Annotated in this window: 18 protein-coding genes, 1 tRNA gene, 1 other RNA gene, 1 pseudogene and 1 other annotated feature; of the genes and pseudogenes, 5 read left to right on the plus strand and 16 right to left on the minus strand. The window is 36.1% G+C overall.

Annotation, left to right across the window (positions count from 1 at the left end; genetic code table 11):
* Window positions 1-26: 26 nt before the first annotated feature.
* The 5 genes from LV469_04475 to LV469_04495 form a co-directional block, all read right to left on the minus strand.
* The gene (locus tag LV469_04475; protein UHR03549.1) at window positions 27-269 is read right to left on the minus strand and encodes a pro-sigmaK processing inhibitor BofA family protein; all 243 of its coding nucleotides are present in this window, start codon (window positions 267-269) and stop codon (window positions 27-29) included.
* Window positions 266-913, minus strand: coding sequence for a cytidylate kinase-like family protein (locus tag LV469_04480; protein UHR03550.1), 648 nt, complete (start codon window positions 911-913; stop codon window positions 266-268). The genes LV469_04475 and LV469_04480 overlap by 4 nt, the downstream gene beginning before the upstream one ends.
* A gap of 99 nt (window positions 914-1,012) precedes the next feature.
* Window positions 1,013-1,393, minus strand: a complete 381-nt coding sequence (rplL, locus tag LV469_04485) for a 50S ribosomal protein L7/L12 (protein ID UHR03551.1) — start codon at window positions 1,391-1,393, stop codon at window positions 1,013-1,015.
* Between the two features lie 29 nt (window positions 1,394-1,422).
* A complete protein-coding gene (gene rplJ / locus LV469_04490; protein UHR03552.1) occupies window positions 1,423-1,956 on the minus strand; it encodes a 50S ribosomal protein L10 in 534 nt (177 codons plus the stop codon).
* Between the two features lie 9 nt (window positions 1,957-1,965).
* Window positions 1,966-2,082, minus strand: a sequence feature (ribosomal protein L10 leader region).
* Window positions 2,083-2,090: 8 nt separating this feature from the next.
* On the minus strand, window positions 2,091-2,858 hold the full coding sequence (locus LV469_04495) for a biotin--[acetyl-CoA-carboxylase] ligase (protein UHR03553.1): 768 nt from the start codon (window positions 2,856-2,858) through the stop codon (window positions 2,091-2,093).
* 57 nt (window positions 2,859-2,915) lie between these two features.
* Here LV469_04495 and LV469_04500 point away from each other — a divergent pair.
* The 5 genes and pseudogenes from LV469_04500 (at window position 2,916) to LV469_04520 (ending at window position 8,020) form a co-directional block, all read left to right on the plus strand.
* Window positions 2,916-3,006 (plus strand) — tRNA-Ser (locus LV469_04500).
* Between the two features lie 12 nt (window positions 3,007-3,018).
* An RNA gene (gene ffs / locus LV469_04505) (signal recognition particle sRNA large type) lies at window positions 3,019-3,283 on the plus strand.
* Between the two features lie 231 nt (window positions 3,284-3,514).
* Window positions 3,515-4,198: pseudogene (locus LV469_04510) on the plus strand (ABC transporter ATP-binding protein).
* 331 nt (window positions 4,199-4,529) lie between these two features.
* Entirely contained in the window at window positions 4,530-6,647 is a 2,118-nt protein-coding gene (locus LV469_04515; GenBank protein UHR03554.1) for a hypothetical protein, read from the plus strand.
* Window positions 6,647-8,020, plus strand: coding sequence for an ABC transporter permease (locus LV469_04520; GenBank protein ID UHR03555.1), 1,374 nt, complete (start codon window positions 6,647-6,649; stop codon window positions 8,018-8,020). Before LV469_04515 ends, LV469_04520 begins: the two co-directional genes overlap by 1 nt.
* A gap of 701 nt (window positions 8,021-8,721) precedes the next feature.
* Here the strand turns inward: LV469_04520 and LV469_04525 are convergent.
* The 11 genes from LV469_04525 to topA all read right to left on the minus strand — a co-directional run bounded on the left by LV469_04525 (window position 8,722) and on the right by topA (window position 22,099).
* A complete protein-coding gene (locus LV469_04525; protein ID UHR03556.1) occupies window positions 8,722-9,147 on the minus strand; it encodes a flavodoxin in 426 nt (141 codons plus the stop codon).
* Entirely contained in the window at window positions 9,144-9,701 is a 558-nt protein-coding gene (locus tag LV469_04530) for a DUF3793 family protein (protein ID UHR03557.1), read from the minus strand. Before LV469_04530 ends, LV469_04525 begins: the two co-directional genes overlap by 4 nt.
* Window positions 9,702-10,125: 424 nt before the next feature.
* Complete coding sequence (locus LV469_04535; protein ID UHR03558.1) at window positions 10,126-11,376, minus strand: uracil-xanthine permease family protein; 1,251 nt, start codon at window positions 11,374-11,376, stop codon at window positions 10,126-10,128.
* Window positions 11,377-11,574: 198 nt separating this feature from the next.
* Window positions 11,575-12,732, minus strand: a complete 1,158-nt coding sequence (locus LV469_04540) for a YibE/F family protein (protein ID UHR03559.1) — start codon at window positions 12,730-12,732, stop codon at window positions 11,575-11,577.
* A 55-nt stretch (window positions 12,733-12,787) separates the two neighbouring features.
* Window positions 12,788-14,920: a 5'-nucleotidase C-terminal domain-containing protein gene (locus LV469_04545; protein ID UHR03560.1), complete on the minus strand. Its 2,133-nt coding sequence runs from the start codon at window positions 14,918-14,920 to the stop codon at window positions 12,788-12,790.
* A 216-nt stretch (window positions 14,921-15,136) separates the two neighbouring features.
* Window positions 15,137-16,012 (minus strand): Hsp33 family molecular chaperone HslO, encoded by an 876-nt coding sequence (hslO, locus tag LV469_04550; GenBank protein UHR03561.1) that lies wholly within the window; start codon window positions 16,010-16,012, stop codon window positions 15,137-15,139.
* Window positions 16,013-16,021: 9 nt separating this feature from the next.
* A complete protein-coding gene (locus LV469_04555) occupies window positions 16,022-16,732 on the minus strand; it encodes a class I SAM-dependent methyltransferase (protein UHR03562.1) in 711 nt (236 codons plus the stop codon).
* Window positions 16,732-17,472, minus strand: a complete 741-nt coding sequence (locus LV469_04560; GenBank protein ID UHR03563.1) for a Sir2 family NAD-dependent protein deacetylase — start codon at window positions 17,470-17,472, stop codon at window positions 16,732-16,734. Before LV469_04560 ends, LV469_04555 begins: the two co-directional genes overlap by 1 nt.
* Before the next feature lie 10 nt (window positions 17,473-17,482).
* Window positions 17,483-18,661, minus strand: coding sequence for a type II secretion system F family protein (locus LV469_04565; protein UHR03564.1), 1,179 nt, complete (start codon window positions 18,659-18,661; stop codon window positions 17,483-17,485).
* The gene (locus LV469_04570) at window positions 18,658-20,025 is read right to left on the minus strand and encodes a GspE/PulE family protein (protein ID UHR03565.1); all 1,368 of its coding nucleotides are present in this window, start codon (window positions 20,023-20,025) and stop codon (window positions 18,658-18,660) included. Before LV469_04570 ends, LV469_04565 begins: the two co-directional genes overlap by 4 nt.
* Window positions 20,015-22,099: a type I DNA topoisomerase gene (gene topA, locus LV469_04575; protein ID UHR03566.1), complete on the minus strand. Its 2,085-nt coding sequence runs from the start codon at window positions 22,097-22,099 to the stop codon at window positions 20,015-20,017. Before topA ends, LV469_04570 begins: the two co-directional genes overlap by 11 nt.
* Between the last annotated feature and the right edge of the window lies 1 nt (window position 22,100).

The raw sequence follows: 22,100 nt of genomic DNA on the forward strand, positions 1-22,100 counted from the left end.
AAATTGATAAATAAATAAAAGAAGATTTATATAAGTTGCATAAGTGCCAAGACAATAATCCCTGGCACCCCACCAACTCCAACTAAAAATAAGTTTTGAAAAGAATAATTTATTCCTATACCGTAAAAACTGCCTACATAATTAAATATGTATAGAAGAATCACCCCTCCTATAATATTTAATACAATTTTAAAAATCCCCTTTAAGGATTTTAAAATTAAAATTCCCGCTATTATAGCCAGAATCCCCCCTGTAAAAAGGCCCGTCATAAAAGGTCCTCACTTTCTTTGATTCTGACTATATCCGCTATGATTTCTGCAACTTCAGAAAGAGAGAAAATAGACGCATCTATGGAAATATCGTACTCCATAGCATCTTGCCATTCTTTTTTTGTATTTTTATTGTAAAAATTTCTTCTCCTGCTATCATACTTTTTAATCCTGGCATCCACATTTTCATTAGTGTCCTTGTGAACTTGCATCGCCCTTTTTCTCCTGAACTCATAAGGTGCATGAATAAAAATTTTCAAAATATTTTCCTGGTCTTTTAATACATAAGAGGCACATTTTTCCAAAAAAATGCAAGGCCCCATGCTAGCAAGATGCCTTATTGCCTTGGACTGAGATAAAAAAGCCGCTTCATTTGAAAAAAGATCCTCCTTATTTATGGATTTATTTTCCATATAAAGATCATATATTGTATCCTTTGGCATGATCTCTTCTCCCTTTAATATATCTTGATCAAAGCCTGACTCAAGCGATTTAAGTTCTATGGTTTTTTCGTCATACAGAGGGATAGACAGTTTTTTTGAAATCATTCTTGCAATTTCACTTCCGCCACTTCCGTACTCTCTGTTTATGCAAATTGTATAAGTGGTTTTCTTTTCACTTTTTAAAAAATCAAAAATTCCCATAATTCCTCCATTCTCTTAAATTTTAACACACAACTTAAAGGACATTAAAAGTATAATAAAAAAACCCCCATCTGGGGGTTAAATTTTTGTGAAATTTTTTTACTTAACTTCTACAGTTGCTCCAACTTCTTCAAGCTTAGCCTTTATTTCGTCAGCTTGTTCTTTTGAAACGCCTTCTTTGATAGCCTTAGGAGCTTCGTCTACAAGAGCCTTAGCTTCCTTTAGACCAAGACCTGTAAGATCCTTAACAACCTTAACAACCTTAATCTTTTCTTGACCTGCTGATGCAAGAATTACATCAAAGTTAGTCTTTTCTTCAGCTGCTGGAGCTGCGCCACCTGCTGGAGCTGCTGCTGCAACTGCCATTGGTGCTGCTGCTGATACTCCGAATTCTTCTTCAAGAGCCTTAACTGCTTCTGAAAGTTCTAGTACTGTTAAACCTTTAATTTCTTCAATAAGTGCTTGGATTTTATCTGACATTTTTTTACCTCCTAAAATTTATACTGCTCTTATGCAGCTTCTCCCTTTTGATCTGCTATTGCTTGTAGGACTACTGCAAGTCCTCTTAAATTGCCTTGCAAAACATTTACAAGACCTTGGATTGGTGTATTCAACATGCCAAGTAGTTGAGCCACAAGAACTTCCTTTGCAGGTAGCTTTGCAAGAGCTTCAACTTCTGCCTTGCTTACAACTTTTCCATCAACGAATCCCGCTTTTAGCTCAAGAGCTTCATGGTCTTTTGCAAATTCAGCTGCAACTTTTGCTGCTGATACTTCGTCGTGAAGTGAAAATGCAATCGCTGAAGGACCAACCAAAAATTCTTCTAAACCTTCATGACCGAGATCTGCAAATGCTCTTCTCATCATGGTGTTTTTGTAAACCTTGTACTCTACATTAACTTCTCTGAATTTCTTTCTAAGCTCAGTAACTTCATCAACAGAAAGTCCTCTGTAATTTACAAGAACTATTCCCTTAGCTCCTTCGATTTTACCTTTTATCTCAGAAACTAAGTCCTCTTTCATTTGGAGTTTTTCTTCTTTCATAATTCACCTCCATAAATAAAAAAAATCTCACGCCGCGTGAGATGAACAATCAAAATACGATTATAAACCTCGGTAGGATTTTTAAGCTACTGCCCCTACTGTCTGCGGCTAACATCAGTATTATATTTAATCATTTATTCCTTGTCAAGGCTTTTTATGGAAACTTCCCCAGAATTTAAAAGAATTTTTTCATTGCCAACTTCTAGCTCTAAAAATCCATCTTTAGAAATACCCAAAACTTTTCCAAAAGCTTCTCTGCCTTCAACCATGTAGCTTATATATCTGCCTTTTAACAGATTTAGCTTCTCAAAATTTTCGACAACATACTCACTTGTCTTATTCCTAATTGTAAAAATCTCATTTAATATAGAAGCTATAAGCTCATTTCTAGAAGTTTTAGTATTTAAAAAGCTAACTTTGTCCCTTAATTCGATGGGCATGTCCGCCGCCAAAACATTTATCCCTATGCCAGCAACAAGCCTGTCAATTTTTTGCTTAAAAGGATTATATACACCCTCTATGAGAATACCGCCGAGTTTTTTTTCATTAAGATAGATGTCATTTACCCACTTGAGCTTTAGATTATCAGAATATGCCTTTAGAGCTTCGTAGACAGCTAGTCCTATTCGAAGAGTTAAGATGGAGTCTATATCTATAAAAGTATCTTTTAAAACAAGGCTCATATAGATTCCTCTGCCCCTTGGTGATTCAAAAGTTCTTCCAAATCTACCCCTGCCCTTAGTCTGAAAATCAGCTAGACAGACTTCAAGATTGTCCCTTGATAAAATTTCTTTTTTCAAAAAATCATTAGTTGAAGTAATCTCATCAAATATATTTATTTTTATATTTTTCAAATCTTCACACAAAAACTTTCTTATCTCGCACTCATTTAAAGCTTGCATGTCCCACCTCTTGACTTATCTAATGGCTTTCATTATACTACAAGATAGGAAATTTTTGGAGAGATGTCCGAGAGGTTGAAGGAGCACGCCTGGAAAGCGTGTAAACGGCTAAACCGTTTCGGGGGTTCGAATCCCCCTCTCTCCGCCAGTATAAAATTTGCCGTACTAGATGGGGAGCTAGCGGCACCCTATAACCCACAATCCGCTACAGTGGGATTGAATTCCCCACCTAGGATTATACTTGTGTGGTCTGCCCCATGTAAGCAGCGTTGAGAGCAGGGCCTTGCGCAATGGAAACTTTCGAACCGTGTCAGGTCTTGACGGAAGCAGCACTAAGGAAGAATTTTCATGTGCCGTAAGTTCCCCCTGCTGGAGCCGGCTGCATGGGTAACGCATGTGAGTATAATTCGAAGTGGGGTGTACGGTTACATATTAATTTTAAAAAACTCTGTGAATTTTTCTCTTAGAAAAATATAAACTCTTACATTTTGAATTTTATCAAGAATTTTCTAAGAGTTTTTTAATTTATAACTTAATAATTAAATCTAATTTAGCAGGTCCTAAGGCCTGCTTTTTCATTGCTTATACTTAATATTCTTAATTCTTTTGTAACTTTTGATTTTAAGACGATATGTTATAATTTTATTGAGGTGGATATGGAAACACTTATTAGTATTAGAGATTTAAAAAGAGTATATAAGATGGGTGGAGAAAAAGTCTATGCCCTAAACGGGATCAATCTAGATATATATAGAGGAGAGATTTTGTGCTTGCTTGGCACTTCTGGTTCTGGAAAGTCCACCCTGCTAAATATGATAGCGGGTCTTGATAGACCGAGTGCCGGTTCAATAAAATTCGGCAAGGTGGATTTTACAAAATTAAATGAAGCACAGATAACTCATTTCAGACAATTAAATGTCGGGTTTGTCTTTCAATCATATAATCTGATTCCAACTTTAAATGCCCTAGACAATGTGGCCTTGGGTTTGATTTTTAAGGGAGTACCCAAGGCAAAAAGAGATGCTCTCGCCAAAGATATCTTGGAAAAAGTCGGGCTTGGCGATCGGATTTATCATAAGCCATCAGAAATGAGTGGTGGTCAGCAACAAAGAGTGTCTATTGCAAGAGCCTTTGTAGATAAACCCAAAATTGTATTTGCCGATGAACCAACTGGAAACTTGGACACCAAGACATCTTTTGAAATTATGGACCTGATGTGTCAAATGGCAAGAGATCATGATCAAACTCTTATTATAGTAACCCACGATGTGGAAACTTCAATCTATGCAGATAGGATTGTGGAATTAAGAGATGGTGTGGTCATTCGAGAAGAAACAAACAAGGCAAAGATACCTCGCCCATCAGAAAAAGATACAATGAATGAAGAAGAAATCTCTAAAGACCATGATGACAAAACTTTAGGTGAAGATGAAGATAAGACCTCACCAGAAAATGATGTGGGCGATACTTCTAATGATGAGTCAGATAATTTTTGCGAAGAAGACTCCTCTTCTGAAAGTGAAAAAATTTCTAAAGGTGTTTCAGACGAGGGAAAATCTTTAGAAAATTCGGATAAAGACATAAACCCTTCCGAGGAAATTTTAGATAAAGAAACTAATGAAGATTTTACTCAAGAAAAAATTGATGAACTAGAAAAAAGTGAGGATGAGAATGAAAATGAAGATAATTAAGAAAAATGGACTCAGCCTGTTTTTAGCGCTTGTGCTTGCCTTTACATATATGGGAAGCTGGAGCCAAGTTTTTGCAGATGATATTAAGCTTACTGTTGAAGCTAGCACGCAAACTGTCGGCATAAAAGCTGACCACAACAAGAGAGTCGAAGTTACAATCAAAAATCTAAGCGACATAGCAGTAACAGGACTCACTGCCCAAGCTGTTATCGAAAATCCAGACAAGGTCTTTATTGATGGCAATGGATTTTTAACTCTAGACAAAAAAAATTTAAACACAGTTAATAATGTCGACAAAAATACGACTCTTACCAGTGGCAGTTTTTCTTTTAGATATGGCAATATAACCGAGTCTTGTACTGTGCCTGTCAAAATAAATTTGAGATATTATACAAACGATGGTAGAGACTTCCATGAGCAAAATGAAACAATCTATGTACGTGTAGATGTTCCAAAATTCGAAAACCCCGCACTTGAAATTAAAAAGGTGGAATCTATTTGGCCCCAAAATGCAGAAGCAGGTCAAGCTTTCCAAGTGGGATTTGAAGTGAAAAATACAGGCATGGCACTTGCAAAAAATATAAAGCTTTCTCTTGACGGTCTAGCAGATGAAAAAGTAACACTTGCCTCTGGCCTTGCGACAGCAGATATAACATCTCTTGCCCCAGGAGCAAGCAAATATATCACCTTCAATTTAAAGACCAACAAGCAAGTAAAACCAGGCTCTTACCTTTTAAAACTAGACTACGCTTTTACTGGAGAATTTTCCGAAAAATCAGCACCTCCTACCAAGGGAGACTACCAATTCACAGTTGATATAGCAAAATCTACAAAAGAGCAATCTTCTCTAGAATTTAGAAATGTAACCTTTCCCACAGCTGCTATCGGAAGAAATAGGACAGCTTTAATTTCCTTTGAACTTTTCAACACCGGAAAACAATCTATAAAAAACATCACAGTTACAGCTACAAGTACCCAACAAGATGGTCTAGCTTCCAAATCTCTTACAAGCATAAAAACCAAGGAAATCCTTCCAAATTCAAGTGGCAAGTATAACTTCGAATTTATAACAACTCCTTCAGCTCAAACAAACAACTATCCGGTTGAGCTAAAGGCAAGTTTTATAGATGAAGATGGCACCGAAAAAACCATAAGCCAAATGGCTGGTGTATTTGTAAAAGCGCCCAAGGAAGGCACGGGAACGGAAAATTCTTCGACACCTAAGCTTATAATTGAAGAATATTTCTTTGAACCAGAAATTATAGAAGCTGGTCAACCCTTCACTATGCACCTTACAATTTTCAATACAAATTCTAAAAAAGCTGTGAAAAATATAAAACTGGCCCTCACAGGTGACTCAGTTGAAAAAGCAAATCCCGACTCTAAAGGTGCGCCATCAAATGCCTCTGTATTTACGCCAATTGATTCTTCAAACACTTTTTATATAGATTCAATCGCACCAGGCAAAAGAGTTAACAAAAAAATAATCCTCACAACAGTACCTGATACAGCAGCAAAAACCTACACCCTAGTTGCAAATTTCGAATATGAAGATGCAAAGGCGGAAAAATTTACTGCAACAGAACAAATCGGAGTTCCCGTAGTTCAACAAGCTAAATTGGACATCGGAGAAATCGTGACTCAAGGAAACTTTACTCTCGGTATGGATTCCCCCTTGTCATGTGAATTTTACAACACCGGCAAGGCAACCCTTTATAATGTGATGGTAAAAATTTCTGGAGAAGGTTTCAAATCAGATACACCAACCTACTATAAGGGCAACTTTTCAACTGGTTCTTCTGACCAATTCTCTTGCAACATCACACCAGATTCTCCTGGCGAAAAAACAGCCAAGTTGACTTTCACTTATGAAGATGCCACTGGAAAATCTCACGAAAAAGTAGAAGAATACAAATTCACAGTAGAAGATATGCCCCAAACAAATCCTGATGATATGCCAAACGACGCTCCAAAAGGCGGTGGCACAATTAAAAAAATCTTAATTGGCCTAATTATAATCGCCTTGGCTCTAGCTCTTGGATTCTTCATAAAGAAACGTCGTGATAAGAAAAAAGCCGATCAAGACTTGGAGATTTAATGAAGTTTAAAGATTTAATACTCATGGCTCTTAGAAATTTAAATGCCCGCCGTCTGAGAACCTTCCTAACCGTTTTGGGTGTTGTAATCGGCGCAACTGCCATAATACTAATGCTCTCAATCGGTCTGGGCTTTAAAGAAGTAAACACTCAAATGTTTAGATCCATGGGTGATTTGACAAGTTTAGATCTGAGAACCGACATGGTTTGGTCTGACGAAACAGCTGAAAACTCAAAAAAAGATAAGAAAAAATTAGATGATGCAGCAGTTACTGAAATAAAAAAACTGCCCCATGTAAAAGCTGTAATACCTGTGTTTAACGGTCATGTGTCTATAAAAAGTGGTCGTTACGAAGCCTGGGCTAGCCTAGTTGCCATGCCTGCTGATCTCACGGCTGATTATGGCTTAGAGCTTCAATCCGGAAGATTTTTAAATTCACAAGATAAGCAAGCTGGCATCATCGTCGGCGATAAAGTACAACAACAATTTTCTGATCCAAAAAGAAATGCAAGTAAGGAAATAGACCTCACAAAAACTACTGCCTATATGACAGATATAAGCCTAGATAGAAATAATAAAGATGGCATGGACGGAAAATATAACTATGATGACACGTCATATGATGGTAATGATATGGAACAAAAGCCAGATTACAGCGAGAAAATGAAAGTTGTGGGAGTCTTAAAGCCAAGCAGCAATTGGAATTTATCTAGTAGCATCTTCATAAGTATGGACTATCTAGATAAAATACAAAAAGACATGGAAAAGCTCGGTCTTGTCAAACCCTTAAAACGAAGCACCCTCCAATATGACAACATAAAGGTCAAGGTGGATGACTTTTCAAATGTAGACGCAGTCCAAGCCAAAATCAAAAGTATGGGCTACAATGCTACAAATATGTTCGGAGATTTTTTAAAGCAATCAAATCAACAGCTTTTAGTTATCCAAGTAATATTTGGAGCCATAGGTGGCATAGCCTTTTTGGTTGCAGCAATCGGTATAACCAACACCATGATAATGAGTATATATGAAAGAACTCGAGAAATAGGTGTAATGAAAGTAATTGGTGCTTCAATAAGCGATATACAAAAACTTTTCTTGGTAGAATCTGGTTTTATAGGATTTTTTGGTGGCTTGATTGGACTTATTATCTCCAAACTCCTATCTATTTTAGCAAACTTTATAGGCAGAGGTTTCTTACTAAATCAAATGGGCGATTTGAGTTTAAACTTCGATCCTAAAATTTCAATAATTCCTTTTTGGTTAATCATCCTATCCTTAGGATTTTCGACCTTCATAGGCGTTATAGCTGGATATATGCCTGCTAGAAGGGCAATGAAACTCTCAGCCCTTGATGCTATAAGAACAGAATAATATTTTAAAAATAAAAAATAGTTGGATTTTAGATCCAGCTATTTTTTTAATTATCTACAAAGTGACTTACTAATGAGTTCTTTTAAACATATTATCTAAAAAATGATACTTACTACCTTATTCAAGCATCTTTTTTTAATCATCTTTAAAAAATGAATTACAAAAGGAAAAAGACCTCCCGGGGAAGGAGGCCTTTTTAATATGGCTAGAGATTTCAAAAATAAATTTTGAATCAATATCACGTCTTATGACGTATTGGGGTCCGGTTTTCACCGGTATATTATTTAAGGGTCCGGCAAACGCACGCCGGATATGAACCGAAAATCTTCGGTAAAGTATTATTGTATAGCCGAACCACGCACGTTCGGTTACTAGGGGTTTTCTTTTAAGAAATTTCTCTTTCTTAAAAAATATGTTCTTCCGTAATTTTAGGAAGCTTATTCCCTAATTGGGGGTTGGGAATAAGTTTTATCACCACATTTTTGAGGAAAAGTGTGGTCTGATGAATATTATCTGTTTTGGGGAAATTGATAATTATTCAAGCTCAATCTTATCTTTGGGGATGATAAAATTGAATATTTTTGGGGTTCGCGATGTCTCGCTAAATTATTATTTTGGGGATACCGGACTTTTCCGGTATAAGTATTTGTATGTTCGGGTAAATCTTCCCGATTTGATTATTAGGGGTAATAATCTAAAAACTATTGAGCTAAAGCCTTTCCTAATTCTTTACACTTTGCAGTGCCTTCGTCATCAGGAGTTCCATATACTGGAAGAGGTGCGCAAACTAAATTTGCTCCATCTTTCTTAACTCTTTCTTCCCAGTCAATCATCCATTGACCTTCATTCCATTCGTATGAACCGAAAATAGCTATACTCTTTCCTGAAAGCTTAGATTCAAGTCCTGCGAACATAGGTTCAAAGCTATATTCTTCTAGTTCTTCGTCTCCCATAGCTGGGCATCCGAATCCAACACTATCATAACTATCTAAATCAGCAGCACTAAAATCATCTGATTGAATTAAACTTACATCTGCGCCAGCATCCTTAGCACCTTCTACTACAGCATTTGCCATAGCCTCAGTGTTACCAGTACCTGACCAGTAAACAACAGCAACTTTCTTCATTGATAACCTCCATTATATTTTTCAATAATTTCCAACGCCTTATAACCCTTGTCATAAAGTTTCTTAAAACAATACTTGCAGTGGTTAAACTCGGAGAACATTCTCTCAGATTCGACCTTATCTCCATAAACTTTCCACAATCCACATGTTTTATAGCACTTTCCCTTATTTTTTATAAAGCCAAGCACATCAGAAAGCGGATAGCCTAAAAAGACACCAATTTCATGAGGAAACTCCTTGTAGTCCTCTAAACGACTAGTCAGATTCTCAATCATTTCTTCAGTTTTTGTGCACCTATATCCGTAATTATGTAAAAAACTCTTTATATCTTCCCTCTTGAGCAATTCATCTAAAAGCATCTCTCGGTAAACATAAACAAGATACATCGAAATACCATCTTTTAGAAGCCTAACCTTTATATTATAGGGGTTAAGTTTCTCATTCCAATAATCTAAATCTGGATAATTTAATCCATCTTTTTTCATACTGAAGATATTACCAACTTTTTTACCTGCCAGAGTCGGTGCGCAACAGGCAATTAGATAATCTTCCATAATCCTCTCCAACGTTGATAATTATTATCAACATAATAATATACTATGGTTTACTTTATGTCAATAGATAAAATGAAAATTTAGATAATTTTTATCAAATTTTTTAAAAAAATTGTTTTTCTTATTATATTGCTAGTAAATATGTCTAGTTTTTTAAAATTTTTGCTTTTAAAAAACTATTTCTTGGATATTTTTATTCTTTTAAATTTATTTGCTAAAAAATCTTTAAAATTAAAATTCATTTTATAAAGTCCTTTTATTTCATGATTAAATTCTCATATCCATTCGAAAGAAATAGGCTAAATATCTCATCCTAAAAAATATTTATAAGGCCTTATTTTAAAAATCTTAGATTCAGATATTTATAAAAAATACTGGAGCTTAAATAGTCTCCAGCATTTTTTTATTTATTTGAGTTGGAATTTTACAAGTTTTTTTCAACTATTTTTTCCAAAATTGCATTAAGGATAAGTCCTGTCAAAGCTGCCAAAGAAAGGCCGCCTATTTGTACGGTTTTTGTTATTGGAAGGGAGATATTTATTCCTACATGAGAGCCCAAGCCTATCACTATTATTACAGCCATGATTATTATATTTTTTAAATTAAAATGCATCTTACCTTGTATAGATGCCGTTTTGATAGTCCTTACTCCGATTATGGCTATCATGGAAAAGAGCATGACAGATATACCTCCCATTACACAGGCTGGTATTGTTTGTAGAAATCCTCCTACTTTTCCCATACATCCCAGACAAATTGCAAATACTGCGGCAAGTCTTAATATGCTCGGATCATAATTTTTGGTGATGGCAAGCACACCTGTGTTTTCTCCGTAAGTCGTATTGGCAGGTCCACCCACAAGACCAGCGAACATAGTGGCAAGGCCATCTCCAAGAAGAGTTCTATTAAGTCCTGGGTCTTTTAAGAAATTTTTGCCCACAACGGCTGAATTAGTCGTGATATCTCCAATGTGTTCCATGAATACAGCTATGACTACAGGGGCCATAACAAGCACTGCCCCCAGATTAAAGATTGGCAGTTGTATCTTGGGCATCTGTATGATTTGTGCAGTCTTTATAGCTTGAGTATCTATCAAGTTAAATTCATATGAAAGAAAATATCCCACGACAACGGAAATTATAATTGAAAGCTGCTTTGCAAAACCTTTTGCAAAATTCGAAAGACCCAGGGCCAAGGCTAAGGTTACTCCTGCTATATAAAAATTTTGCGATGCCATATTTATCGCATTTGGGACCAAATTTAAACCTATGACTATTATCATGGGTCCTACAACTTGAGCCGGCAAATACTTTTCAAATTTTTCAGAGCCTACTTTCTTTACCAAAAATGACAATATTACATAAATAAAGCCCGCCACAACTATACCACCTTGGGCATATCTCAACGAGCCATAAGTTTCATTAACATATTGAATCAAAGGTATAAATGCAAAGGATGAACCTAAAAAAACAGGAACCTTACCCTTGGTGCATAAATGAAATATCAAAGTTCCAATACCTGCACAAACAAGGGAGGTTCCCACATCGAATCCTGTAATCAATGGTACCAAGACCGTCGCCCCAAACATTGCAATCATATGTTGCAAGGCCAAAATAATTTTTTTCGTTGAACTTGTGAGTTCTCTTTTTCCAATAGCTACTTCTACTTTTTGCATGACTTCTCCTTAAAATTTCCAAAAAAAAAAAAAAGACCATAGATACATACCCCTATTGATATGCACCGTCTTTTTCATATTTTTATAAATTATACTCCTTGCAAATTATAATTACAAGGAGTATTTTTATTTTTTTATTAATTTTGTGTTTATCTATTAGAAATAGACTTCTATCTTGTCTAAAATAACTTTTGTTTTTTAATTCTTTTTTAAATATACAAGACTTGAAACGAGGACTGTCAGGGGAATCGTGATTATAAGTCCTATGCTACCTGCCATGGCTCTTATTATTTCTGTTGCTATGGAATCCAAGTTTATAATTTCTACAAAGTATATTTTATAGACTATAAAAAGAATTATCAGATGCAAGGTGGTGCCGACATAAGCGAGAATTAGGGTGTTTGACATCGACCCCATCATATCTCTTCCTATATTCATTCCAGATGAAATCATATCTTTTCTCTTTATATCTGGGTGGACTTCTTTTAATTCCCAAAGAGAAGATGCTATTGATATGGCAACATCCATTATAGCGCCTATTGCCCCTATTAAAATAGTGCCAAAAAGTAGGCCCTTGTAATCAAGTCCTCTAAAGTGGGGTATATAGGCAAGGCTTATTGCATTGTCGCTTGCAAGGCCTGTGAGTTTGGCAAAATTTCCAAATGCAAATGCCAATATACCGGCTGCCACGACTCCCAAGCACGTTCCCAAAATCGCAACAAAAGTCTTTTTATTTCTTCCACTTATTATTAATAGGGTCACAATTATGGCTAGTATGGCTACCAAAAGGGATGCCATGATGGGGTTATATCCTCTTATTATCATGGGGATATAGGCAAATATTATTATTGCTATTGTAATTCCTAGGCTTATGAGAGTTTTAAAGCCACTTATGCCACCTATAGCAAGTATTAAGACTACAAAAAGACCCACTATTAAATAGACCTGATTATCTCTTACCTTTTCTTGGATTTTGACCGTATCTATTTTGCCATCTATCTGGGTGTACCTAAGTAAAATTTTGTCGCCTGCCTTGAAGATATAAGAGCCTGGCATTATTCTTTCGATGGTGTGTCTTACAGTTAGCTTTTCTTTCTTGTGATTTCCATTTAAAATCTCAATTTCCATGTGCTGATACCTTATATCCGCTTCCAAGGGCGTGTCCCTTTTTTCTTTGGTATCATCATAGACTATTTTCAAGACTTTAGCCTTTGCCACTTCATAAGAGCTATCATTCATACTTTTTTCGTAATAATCTCTCATTTCAGCATCAGATGATAGGTCTTGCTCAGCTAAAGGACTGTTTATTGAGCCTAGCAAGAAAATCAAACTCATAAATAAAATTAATCTTTTCATAATAAAATTCAATAAATTGAAAAAGCCCACTTTCATGGGCCCTTTCTAAAAAATCTTAGGCAGCTTTTTCTACTGCATTTACATCAAGTATATAATCTACTGTCTTTGGTGTTATTGTCTTCTTAGATTTGATGCTTTCAACAAGCACATCTCTTATAGGAATATAAGTTTCATTTACATTCTTAGCCTTGGAGAAGTCATATCCATCTCCACCAGTGAACATAAAGTCATTTGTAACAACCTTATAGGTCTTATTAGGATCTATAGGTGTTCCATCTGAAAGAGTAATTTTTACTATGCTATTTTCATAAGGCTTAGATGAATCATATTCAACCTTTAGACCGCTAAAAGCTCCATCAGTTGTTTGTGGCATATTGATACCATGGTCTATTGCCTTTATCAAGGCATCTCCTGGTAGATCCATCACAACAAGGTAATTGTCAAAAGGCATGATTTCATAAAGATCGCCCATAGTAATATTTCCAGCTTCAAGAGTACGTCTTAAGCCACCGCCATTTTGAATAGCAATTTGAGCGCCAGTCTTTTCTGCCATAACTTCACATGACCATCTTCCAAGAAGAGTGTTGCTTCCCTTTAGTCCACGATCATGAGTAAATTCTCCCTTAGCTAGACCAAGAATCTTGCCCTTTATAGGTGCTAGTTCTTTTTGAAGGTCAGTATAGAATTTTTCAGCTGCAGTATCGCCTATTATTCTGTCTTTTATTTCTTTACCTTGGAAGACTTGAGTATCAATTGATTCTACCTTCTTGCCATCTAGCTTTATGTTAACTTGTCCGATAGCTCTACCATAGCAATAAGCTTGAAGTATAGGTACTCCATTTACCTTTCCGCTTACAGTTCTGTGAGAGTGAGCAGACAATACGCAATCCAAGCCCTTCACTTCGTTTGCAAGTTTAGTTGCGTTTCCTGTGATTTCTCCAGACTTACCTTGATTAGAGTCAATGTGAGTAAGAGCAATTATAATATCTGGCTTGCCTTCTTTAGCCTTGCCAGCCTTCAAAAAGTCCACCCAAGTTTGAGCAGATTTAACAGGATCTCTAAATTCATATCCCTTTATAAATTCAGCCTTAGTTAAAGTAGGTGTTTCAGGATGAGCAAGTCCAATCAAACCGATTTTGATGCCAGCCTTTTCTACTATCATATATGGATTAGCCCAAGCAACTGGCTTGCCAGTCTTAGTTTCGTATATGTTAGATGCCAAGTATTTGAAATTTCCGTCACTTGCCCACTTAGCAATCTTATCAGCGCCCCAATCAAACTCATGGTTGCCGACAGCAGATGCAAGTGTGTTCATACCCTTCATCATAGCAGTAACAGGTTTACCCATTGTCAAGTTAGAATCAGCAGTGCCTTGGTAATTGTCTCCGCCTGATAATACAAATGTATTTGGATGATTTTCTATAAATTCATTTACATAGCCAACCATCTTAGCCATACCCATATTTCTCTTCTTTCCAGTGATTTCTTCGGCGATATTGCCATGGAAGTCATTGAAATACAAGATATGCACATTTTTATCGTCTTTTTGACCGAATACAACTCCTATTTCTTTAGCTTTTTCTTTTGAAATAGTCTTGCCTTCGACCAAATATTGACCTAGAGTTCTTCCGGTGCCATCTTGAAGTTGCTTGTTAAGAGCTGAAAATATGTATTCAGCAGCTTGAGCCTTGCTGATGTTAGCCTTCACATCATCATCTGCAGAAAGTAGACCTATCTTCTTGCCGATAGCATCAGCATCATTAAAAGCAGCATCCTTATTGTAGCCCAAAGATCTCAAAATAAAGGCTATAAATTCTTGCTTGCTCAAATCAGAATTAGGATCATAAGTCTTTTCTGTCTTGCCCTTAGTCAAGTTCAAATCAACTCCAAGGCCAGCATAACCCTTAAACCAGTCAGAAAGATCTTCGAATGGATTAAGTTTTACATACTTTTCCTTAGTTGCAAGCTCTTGAGAATATCCCAAAGCCTTTAGAACCATTGTAAGGCCTTCAGATCTTTTCAAAGCTGCGTTCAACTTTTCCTCAGAATTGTTTTTCTTGTCTAAAAGATCAATCTTTTGAAGCTTAGACACAGAAGCATCTTCAGCCTTGGCAAATACCCCTGTAAAAGTTGATAAAACTAATACAAATGCCAAAACTAAGGATAAAAATTTTTTCTTATTTTTCATAAGAAACCCCCTTAATAATATTTCAATATAATAATACCACAATTTCATCTTTCTTTGTCTTTTATTGGACACAATTTAAAAAAAGAAAAGTTTTTTGGATTTTATTTTAAAGGGGTTTACTTGATTTTAAATGCAAAAAGGTTGCCTTGATTTTTGGCAACCTTTAGTTTTTCTTGTGTTTTAATTTTTAATCCTCATACTTTTGACGGTCTAGTTTCAATCTAAACTTTTAATGAGTTTTTCCAAGTCTTCTTCTGTAAAAATATATTTTTCTTTACAAAAATGACAATTCACTTCTGCTTGATGGTCCTCATCTTTCATGGCTTGCAATTCTTTCTTACCCAAAGAAATTAGAGCTTTTTCAACTCTTTGTCTGGAGCAGTCACATTCGAAGTCTAGGTCGTCTTTTCTCAAAATTTTAAGATCGTAACCATCTAGCACATGAGCTGCCATGTCTTCTGGACTCATGCCCTTGCTTATCATATCTGTCACAGATTTTATATCTTTTAGACTTTTTTCTAAGCTATCTATATCCTCATCGCAATATCCCGGCAAAAGCTGAATCATAAAGCCGCCTGCAGCTTTTATACTCAAATCCCTATCTACCAAAACTCCAAGTCCTACCACTGATGGCACTTGATCTGATGTGTAGATGTAGTTGGCGAAATCTTGTCCTATTTCTCCATCCACTATGGGGACATTTGTGCAATAGGGCTCTTTTAATCCCAAATCCATATTGACTGATATATTGCCCTTTCCCACTGCTGCTCTTACATCTATTTTCCCATCTTCTCTTATGGGAAGGTCTATCTCTGGATGATCCATATAAGCTTTAAGGCTGCCATCGCCTCCTGCAATTGCTATGATACGACCAGCTGGGCCATCGCCATTTATTATTATGGTCAAATTGTCTTTTTGGTTTTTTAAATTTGTTGCAAGCAAGGCTCCCGCTGTTAGGGTCCTTCCTAAAACTGCGCTAGCTGTCATGGATGTGTTGTGAATTTGTCTTGCTTTTTCGACTGTTTGAGTAGTTATCGCAAACACAAATTTTATTTTATTTTCCTTGTCTGTTCCTCTTATTAAGTAGTCCAATTTTCCTCCTTATTTTTGGCATATAAAAACTGCCCTCTCTGTATCTTTTTTGTAGGGTAAATCCGTATAAGAATCTCTAATTTCTATTTTTTTGAATGAATTTTTTAAGAGTAGTTCTTTTAAGATATCTATATCATAAGCCCTCTCAACATGCTCCTCATAAGACTTCTCATATCCTGATTCTTTTTTTCTAAAAATAATAAGGCTGTAATAGTTTAGTGACTTTTCAGAGTCATAGAAGTTGTCCCATACATAAAAATAGTCATCTCCATCTTCATAAAATATCTCATCAGAGAAATTCTCTTCAAAATTGTAGATAGTATTGACATCAAATATAAAAAGTCCCCCGTCTTTTAGATGGTTTTTCACGCCTTCAAAGACCTCTATAAGCTGGTCTTCTTTTAAGATGTAGTTAAGAGAGTCGCAAAGGCAGATTATAGCATCAAAAGACTTGTCATAAGAAAAAGATCTCATGTCTTGTTTGGAAAAATTCTTAAATCCTTTGACTTTTTCCTCTGCGATTTCTAACATATCTTCTGAAATGTCAAAAGATGAAAGCTTATACTCTTTCTCTAAAAGCTTAGTGAGGCTGCCGCTGCCACATGCCATTTCTAAAACTTCTGAACCTTTTTTTATATGCCTTTTAATAAAGTCTGCTACATAGGGATAGTCATAGCCTTCCATGGCCTTGTCGTAGATTTTTGCAAAGGATTTGTACATCAGGCTTTTAGCTCCTTTATTTTTTCAACCAAAGCTCTTAGGACCTTGCCAGCTTCATCATGGAATACAAAGGCTGCATTTTTGTCCTCGGGGGTAGGATCTCTATTTATGATTATGAGATTATCCACATACCTTGGAATCATATTTACTGGGGCGACTTGAAGAGAAGAGCCCACAACTAGAAGAGTGTCTGTTTCGTTGATTTCTTCCATAGCTTCATAAAAATCATTCGGCATGGCATCTCCAAACATCACTACATTTGGTCTTAAAGTTCCTCCACAGGCCCTACATCTTGGCGGGATTTCATGGTTTTTTACCTTTTCTTCTAATACGTGAAATCCATAGGTCTTACCGCATGACATACATGATACGCTCCTGGACTCGCCATGGACTTCATATACTTTTTTTGAGCCAGCAAAGTGGTGTAGATTGTCTATGTTTTGAGTGACGATACCAGTCAAAACTCCCATTCTTTCTAACTCAGCTAGGGCAAAGTGCCCATCGTTTGGTTTTTTGCCTTGTAAGTCTTCTAAAATTTTATATCCTTCTGAATAAAACCTCGTCGGCTCATATATTAAAATTTCTCTGGAAAGAGCCCTCATAGGATCCATTGAAGAATAATATCCCTTTTCCGATCTGAAATCCGGAATGCCCGATTCAGTTGAAATGCCTGCTCCAGTAAGTGCCATCAGCTTTTTGCTTTTTAAAATTAATTCTGCAGCTTTATTTATCTTATCCAAGTTAGACCCCCTATACTCTATTTATTATATCGAACATTGGCATAGCTATTGAAATCACTATAAAGCCAACTAAAAGTGCCATTATTAAAATCAGAGCCGGCTCAATAAGAGCTGTGAACCTCTGTCTTTCAAGTTCTAACTCCTCCAAATAGTGCTTGGAAACTTCTTTTAAAACCTCAGCCAACCCCGACGCTTCCTCTCCAGATTTGACCATGGCTACTAAAATATCTGAAAATATTCCAAGCTCCTCCATGGATTCTGATAGACTTATACCCTCTTTTAACTTGTTTGCCAACTCTTTTGTTTTTTCTGTTATAAATGTGTTTGCATAAATAGGTTCGCAAACTGCAAGTCCTCTTTGTAGGGTCAAGCCAGATTCAAGGGCAAGCGCCATGCCTTTGGAAAATCTGTAATAAAAATTTCTTTTGGCAAGTTTAAAAGAAAATATAAATTTATCCATTTTAAATCTAAATTTTTTCGTCATAGACAAGAGATAAATAAGTAAAATCAAGAGTAAAAATCCCACTAGTATATAGATGTTGTAGGTATTTAAAAATTCGGCTATGTGTAAAAGCATTTGAGTAGAAAGTGGTAAATCTGCTCCCATATCTTTTAACATCTCTGAAAAACTCGGCAGAATATAAATTATCAAAAACTCAGTTACAAAAACACTCACAAAAAGTAAGATTATGGGATAGGCAAGGGCTGCCTTAAATTTGTTTTCGAAATAGGCTTTTTGCCTGTAATATTGTGCAAGCTCCTCGAAAATTCTCCCAGGCTCTGCTGTTTCTTCACCGAGATAAATTAAGTTTGAAGCAAACTTTGGAAATATAGTATTCCTTTCTAAAGACTCTCTTAATGAATAGCCCTTTTCCAAGTCTAAAACCAACTTATTAAGCTTGTCTTTCTTTCTGCCCTTGGACTGCTTGGCAATTACTGAAAATGCTCTTTGCAAGGTCACATTTTGTTTTACCATAAGAGCGAGCTGCTCAAATACAATGGCTAAGTCTTGATCCTTATACAAATTTCTTTTATAAAAATCTTTTCTTGGCGATATCTGATCTAGGACTTTTACAAGCTCCAAGTCCTTCATTTTTAAAATCAGTTTCAAATCCTCGATGGATTCGGCTTCTATTTTATATTTTTTGCTTTTGCCAGCCTTATCTATTGTCCTTACTTTATAAATCATAAGTCCTCCAGAGTGAAGATATTTCTAAAGACTTCATCTTCGCTTGTGATTCCTTCTTCAACCAAGTTTTTAAATTTTTCTTTTAATCCTATAAGTCCTTCCCTTTTTGCCTGTTCTCTTAGGTCTTCTTCAGATATATCATCTTTTATGAGTTGTCTTAGTCCATCAGAGATTGTCAAGATTTCAAATACTGCCGCTCTCTCATAATAGCCATCTTGACAAAATTCGCAAGATCCCGCTTCATAAAGTTTTGCCACTCTTCCCAAAAGTTTAGAATACTTTTGAACTTCTCTTTTGCAATGGGGACAAAGCTTCCTATAAAGTCTTTGAGAAATTATCCCTATAAGTCCGCCTGCTACCATATAGGCAGCCTGACCCATATTCAAAAGTCTTATTATTGAAGCTATCCCGTCATGAGCGTGCAAGGTCGATATGACAAGATGGCCTGTAATTGAAGATCTAAGAGCTACCTTGGCAGATTCCTCATCTCTTATTTCCCCAACCATTATTATATCTGGATCTAGCCTCAAAATTGAATGTAGACCCTTGGAAAAATCTAAACCCAATTTTTCATTGACTTGTATTTGATTTATTCCACCTATCTTGTATTCTACTGGGTCTTCTATTGTCATTATGTTTCTACTGCTTTTGTTTAATAAGTTTAAGAGAGTATAAGAAGTAGACGACTTGCCTGAGCCTGTCGGTCCTGATATTAAAATCAAGCCAGATGGTTGTTTGATTAAATTTTCGATTTTCTCTTTGTCTTTTTCACAGATGCCGATTCCCTGCATAGTATAGCTTATATTTTCAGAGTTCAAGAGTCTCAATACTAGCTTTTCGCCATGTATAGTGGGAATTACCGCAACTCTTATATCAAACTTTTCATCTTGAATTTTTTTATTAAATCCCCCGTCTTGGGGCAATCTTTTTTGGGTGATATCTAAGTTGGATAGTATTTTTATTCTGGATACTAGCCTTAGATAAGTCTCCTCTTCCAAGTCTTGAAAATTTATAAGGGCGCCCATTATTCTCATTCTTATACAGGCTCCTTTTTCTTTTGGATCTATGTGGATGTCAGAGGCTTCTTTTTCTTTGGCCCTAAGCAAAATTGAATCTAATAAATCTAAGTCTTTTACTCCTATTTCTTCTTTTTCCTTTTTGTAAACTTCCTCTCTCATTCTATCTAGGACTTCTTTATCCACTTCTATGAGCCTTACTCTTTTTGATGTTATGTACTCGAGCCTATCTTTTAGGCTCAAATTTGCTAAAAGACAGTAAATTTCTAATTTACCGTCTTTCTCAAGACCAGGTACGACATTCTCTCTTTTGGAAATTTCCCCGGTTATTTTATAATTATTTTTCATCTACTGCCTCACTATAATCACAATTGGAGTCAGAACATTTTAACATTTTACTTTTTCTTGTAATGACTTCTGTAAGGATTTTGCCGCATTTTGGGCAAAATTTGTCGACTGGCTTATTCCATGTTACAAAATCACAGTCTGGATAATTAGAGCAACCAAAGAATATTCTCCCTTTTTTGGATCTTCTCTTTACTATCTCGCCATCCTTACACTTGGGGCATTTAACTCCTATTTTTTCTACAAGTGGCTTGGCATTTCTACATTCTGGAAAGCCTGGACAAGCTAAAAATTTGCCAAATCTGCCAATTTTTATCACCATGTTGCGGCCGCACTTTTCACATATCACATCAGAAACCTCATCTCTGACTTCGACCTTTTTGGCATCCTCATCGGCTCTTTCTAAGTCCTTAGATAGAGAGGAGTAGACATCTTCTACCAAATTTTTCCATTGTTTTTTGCCCTCGGCAATCTCGTCTAAAGATTCTTCCAAGTCAGCCGAGAAATCAATATTTACCATATCTTTAAAATATTTGCTCAAAAGATCATTTACAGCTTCTCCCAATTCAGTCGGCAAGAACTTCTTATCTTCTAACACTACATAGTAGCGAGATTGGATGGTGGAAATTGTCGGTGCATAAGTCGATGGCCTACCTATTCCCTTTTCTTCCAAATACTTTATAAGAGACGCTTCATTGTATCTAGGAGGAGCTTGGGTAAATTTTTGTTCTTCTTTTAAATCCCAAAGCTTTAATCTTTCACCCTCTTCCAAGTCTGGTAGAAGGTCATCCTTTTCTTGTCCATAGGAATAGGCCTTTAAGAAACCATCAAAAATCAAAACCCGACCTCTTGCTTTAAATATCTCGTCATTTGAATTTATTTTTACAGCCTGCGTTTTAAATGCTGCATCCTTCATCATAGATGCCACAAACCTTTGATGTATCAAGCTGTAAAGCTTAAACTCATCCTTGCTTAAATAATCTTTTATAGAATAAGGTGTAATAAAGGGATCTGCCGGTCTTATACACTCATGGGCATCCTGAGCTCCCTTTTGATTTTTGCCTCTTCTTTCATATCCGAGATAGTCTTTTCCGTATTCATCCGCTATAAAAGCAAGACACTTGGCCTTGGCTTCATCCGATACTCTGGTAGAGTCTGTTCTCATATAAGTTATAAGACCAATAGAACCCTTGCCCTTTATTTCAATTCCTTCATAAAGCCTTTGGGCTATCATCATAGTTTTTTTAGTTTTAAAATTGAGCCTTCTGGAAGCCTCTTGTTGCAGGGTTGATGTTGTGAAAGGCTTTTGGGGAGACCTTTTAGCAGTGCCATCCTTGATTTCTTCTATTAAGAAATTTTCCTTATCAATTCTTTTTAAAATCCGCTTTACTTCTTCCTCTTTTTTTGGCTCAACTTTCTCTTCTTTGCCATCTACCCTTCTTCCATAGTAAAGAGCAGTAAATTTCTTTTTCTTCTTTTCTTTTGAAAGCTCGGCCTCCAAGGTCCAAAATTCTTCTGCTACAAAGTCTCTTATTTCTTGTTCTCTGTCGCAAATTATTTTAAGAGCTACAGACTGCACCCTGCCAGCAGAAAGACCACTTTTTATTTTTTTCCAAAGTATGGGCGAAATTTTGTAACCCATAAGCCTGTCTAGGACTCTTCTACCTTGTTGGGCATCTACCAAATCCAAATCTATGGACCTGGGGCTTTTTATTTCATCTGTGACCGTCTTTTTTGTGATTTCATTAAAGGCAACCCTCACCTTATCCTTGGGGTCCAAATCTAAAATATGAGCCAAATGCCAAGCAATCGCCTCGCCTTCCCTATCAGGGTCAGTTGCCAAATAAATATTTTTAGAGTTTTTGGCCTCTTTCTTTAGTTCCTTTATAAGATCTCCCTTGCCCCTTATATTTATATATTTGGGTTCAAAGTCCTTTTCTATATCTATTCCTAGGGTTGACTTGGGAAGATCTCTTATATGACCGACTGATGCCATAACTTTATAAGATTTTCCCAAAATTTTTTTAATCGTCTTTGCTTTTGTAGGCGACTCCACAATTACAAGATTTGTTGCCATA

This window comes from Peptoniphilus sp. GNH, assembly GCA_021307325.1.
Classification (GTDB): Bacteria; Bacillota; Clostridia; order Tissierellales; family Peptoniphilaceae; genus KA00134.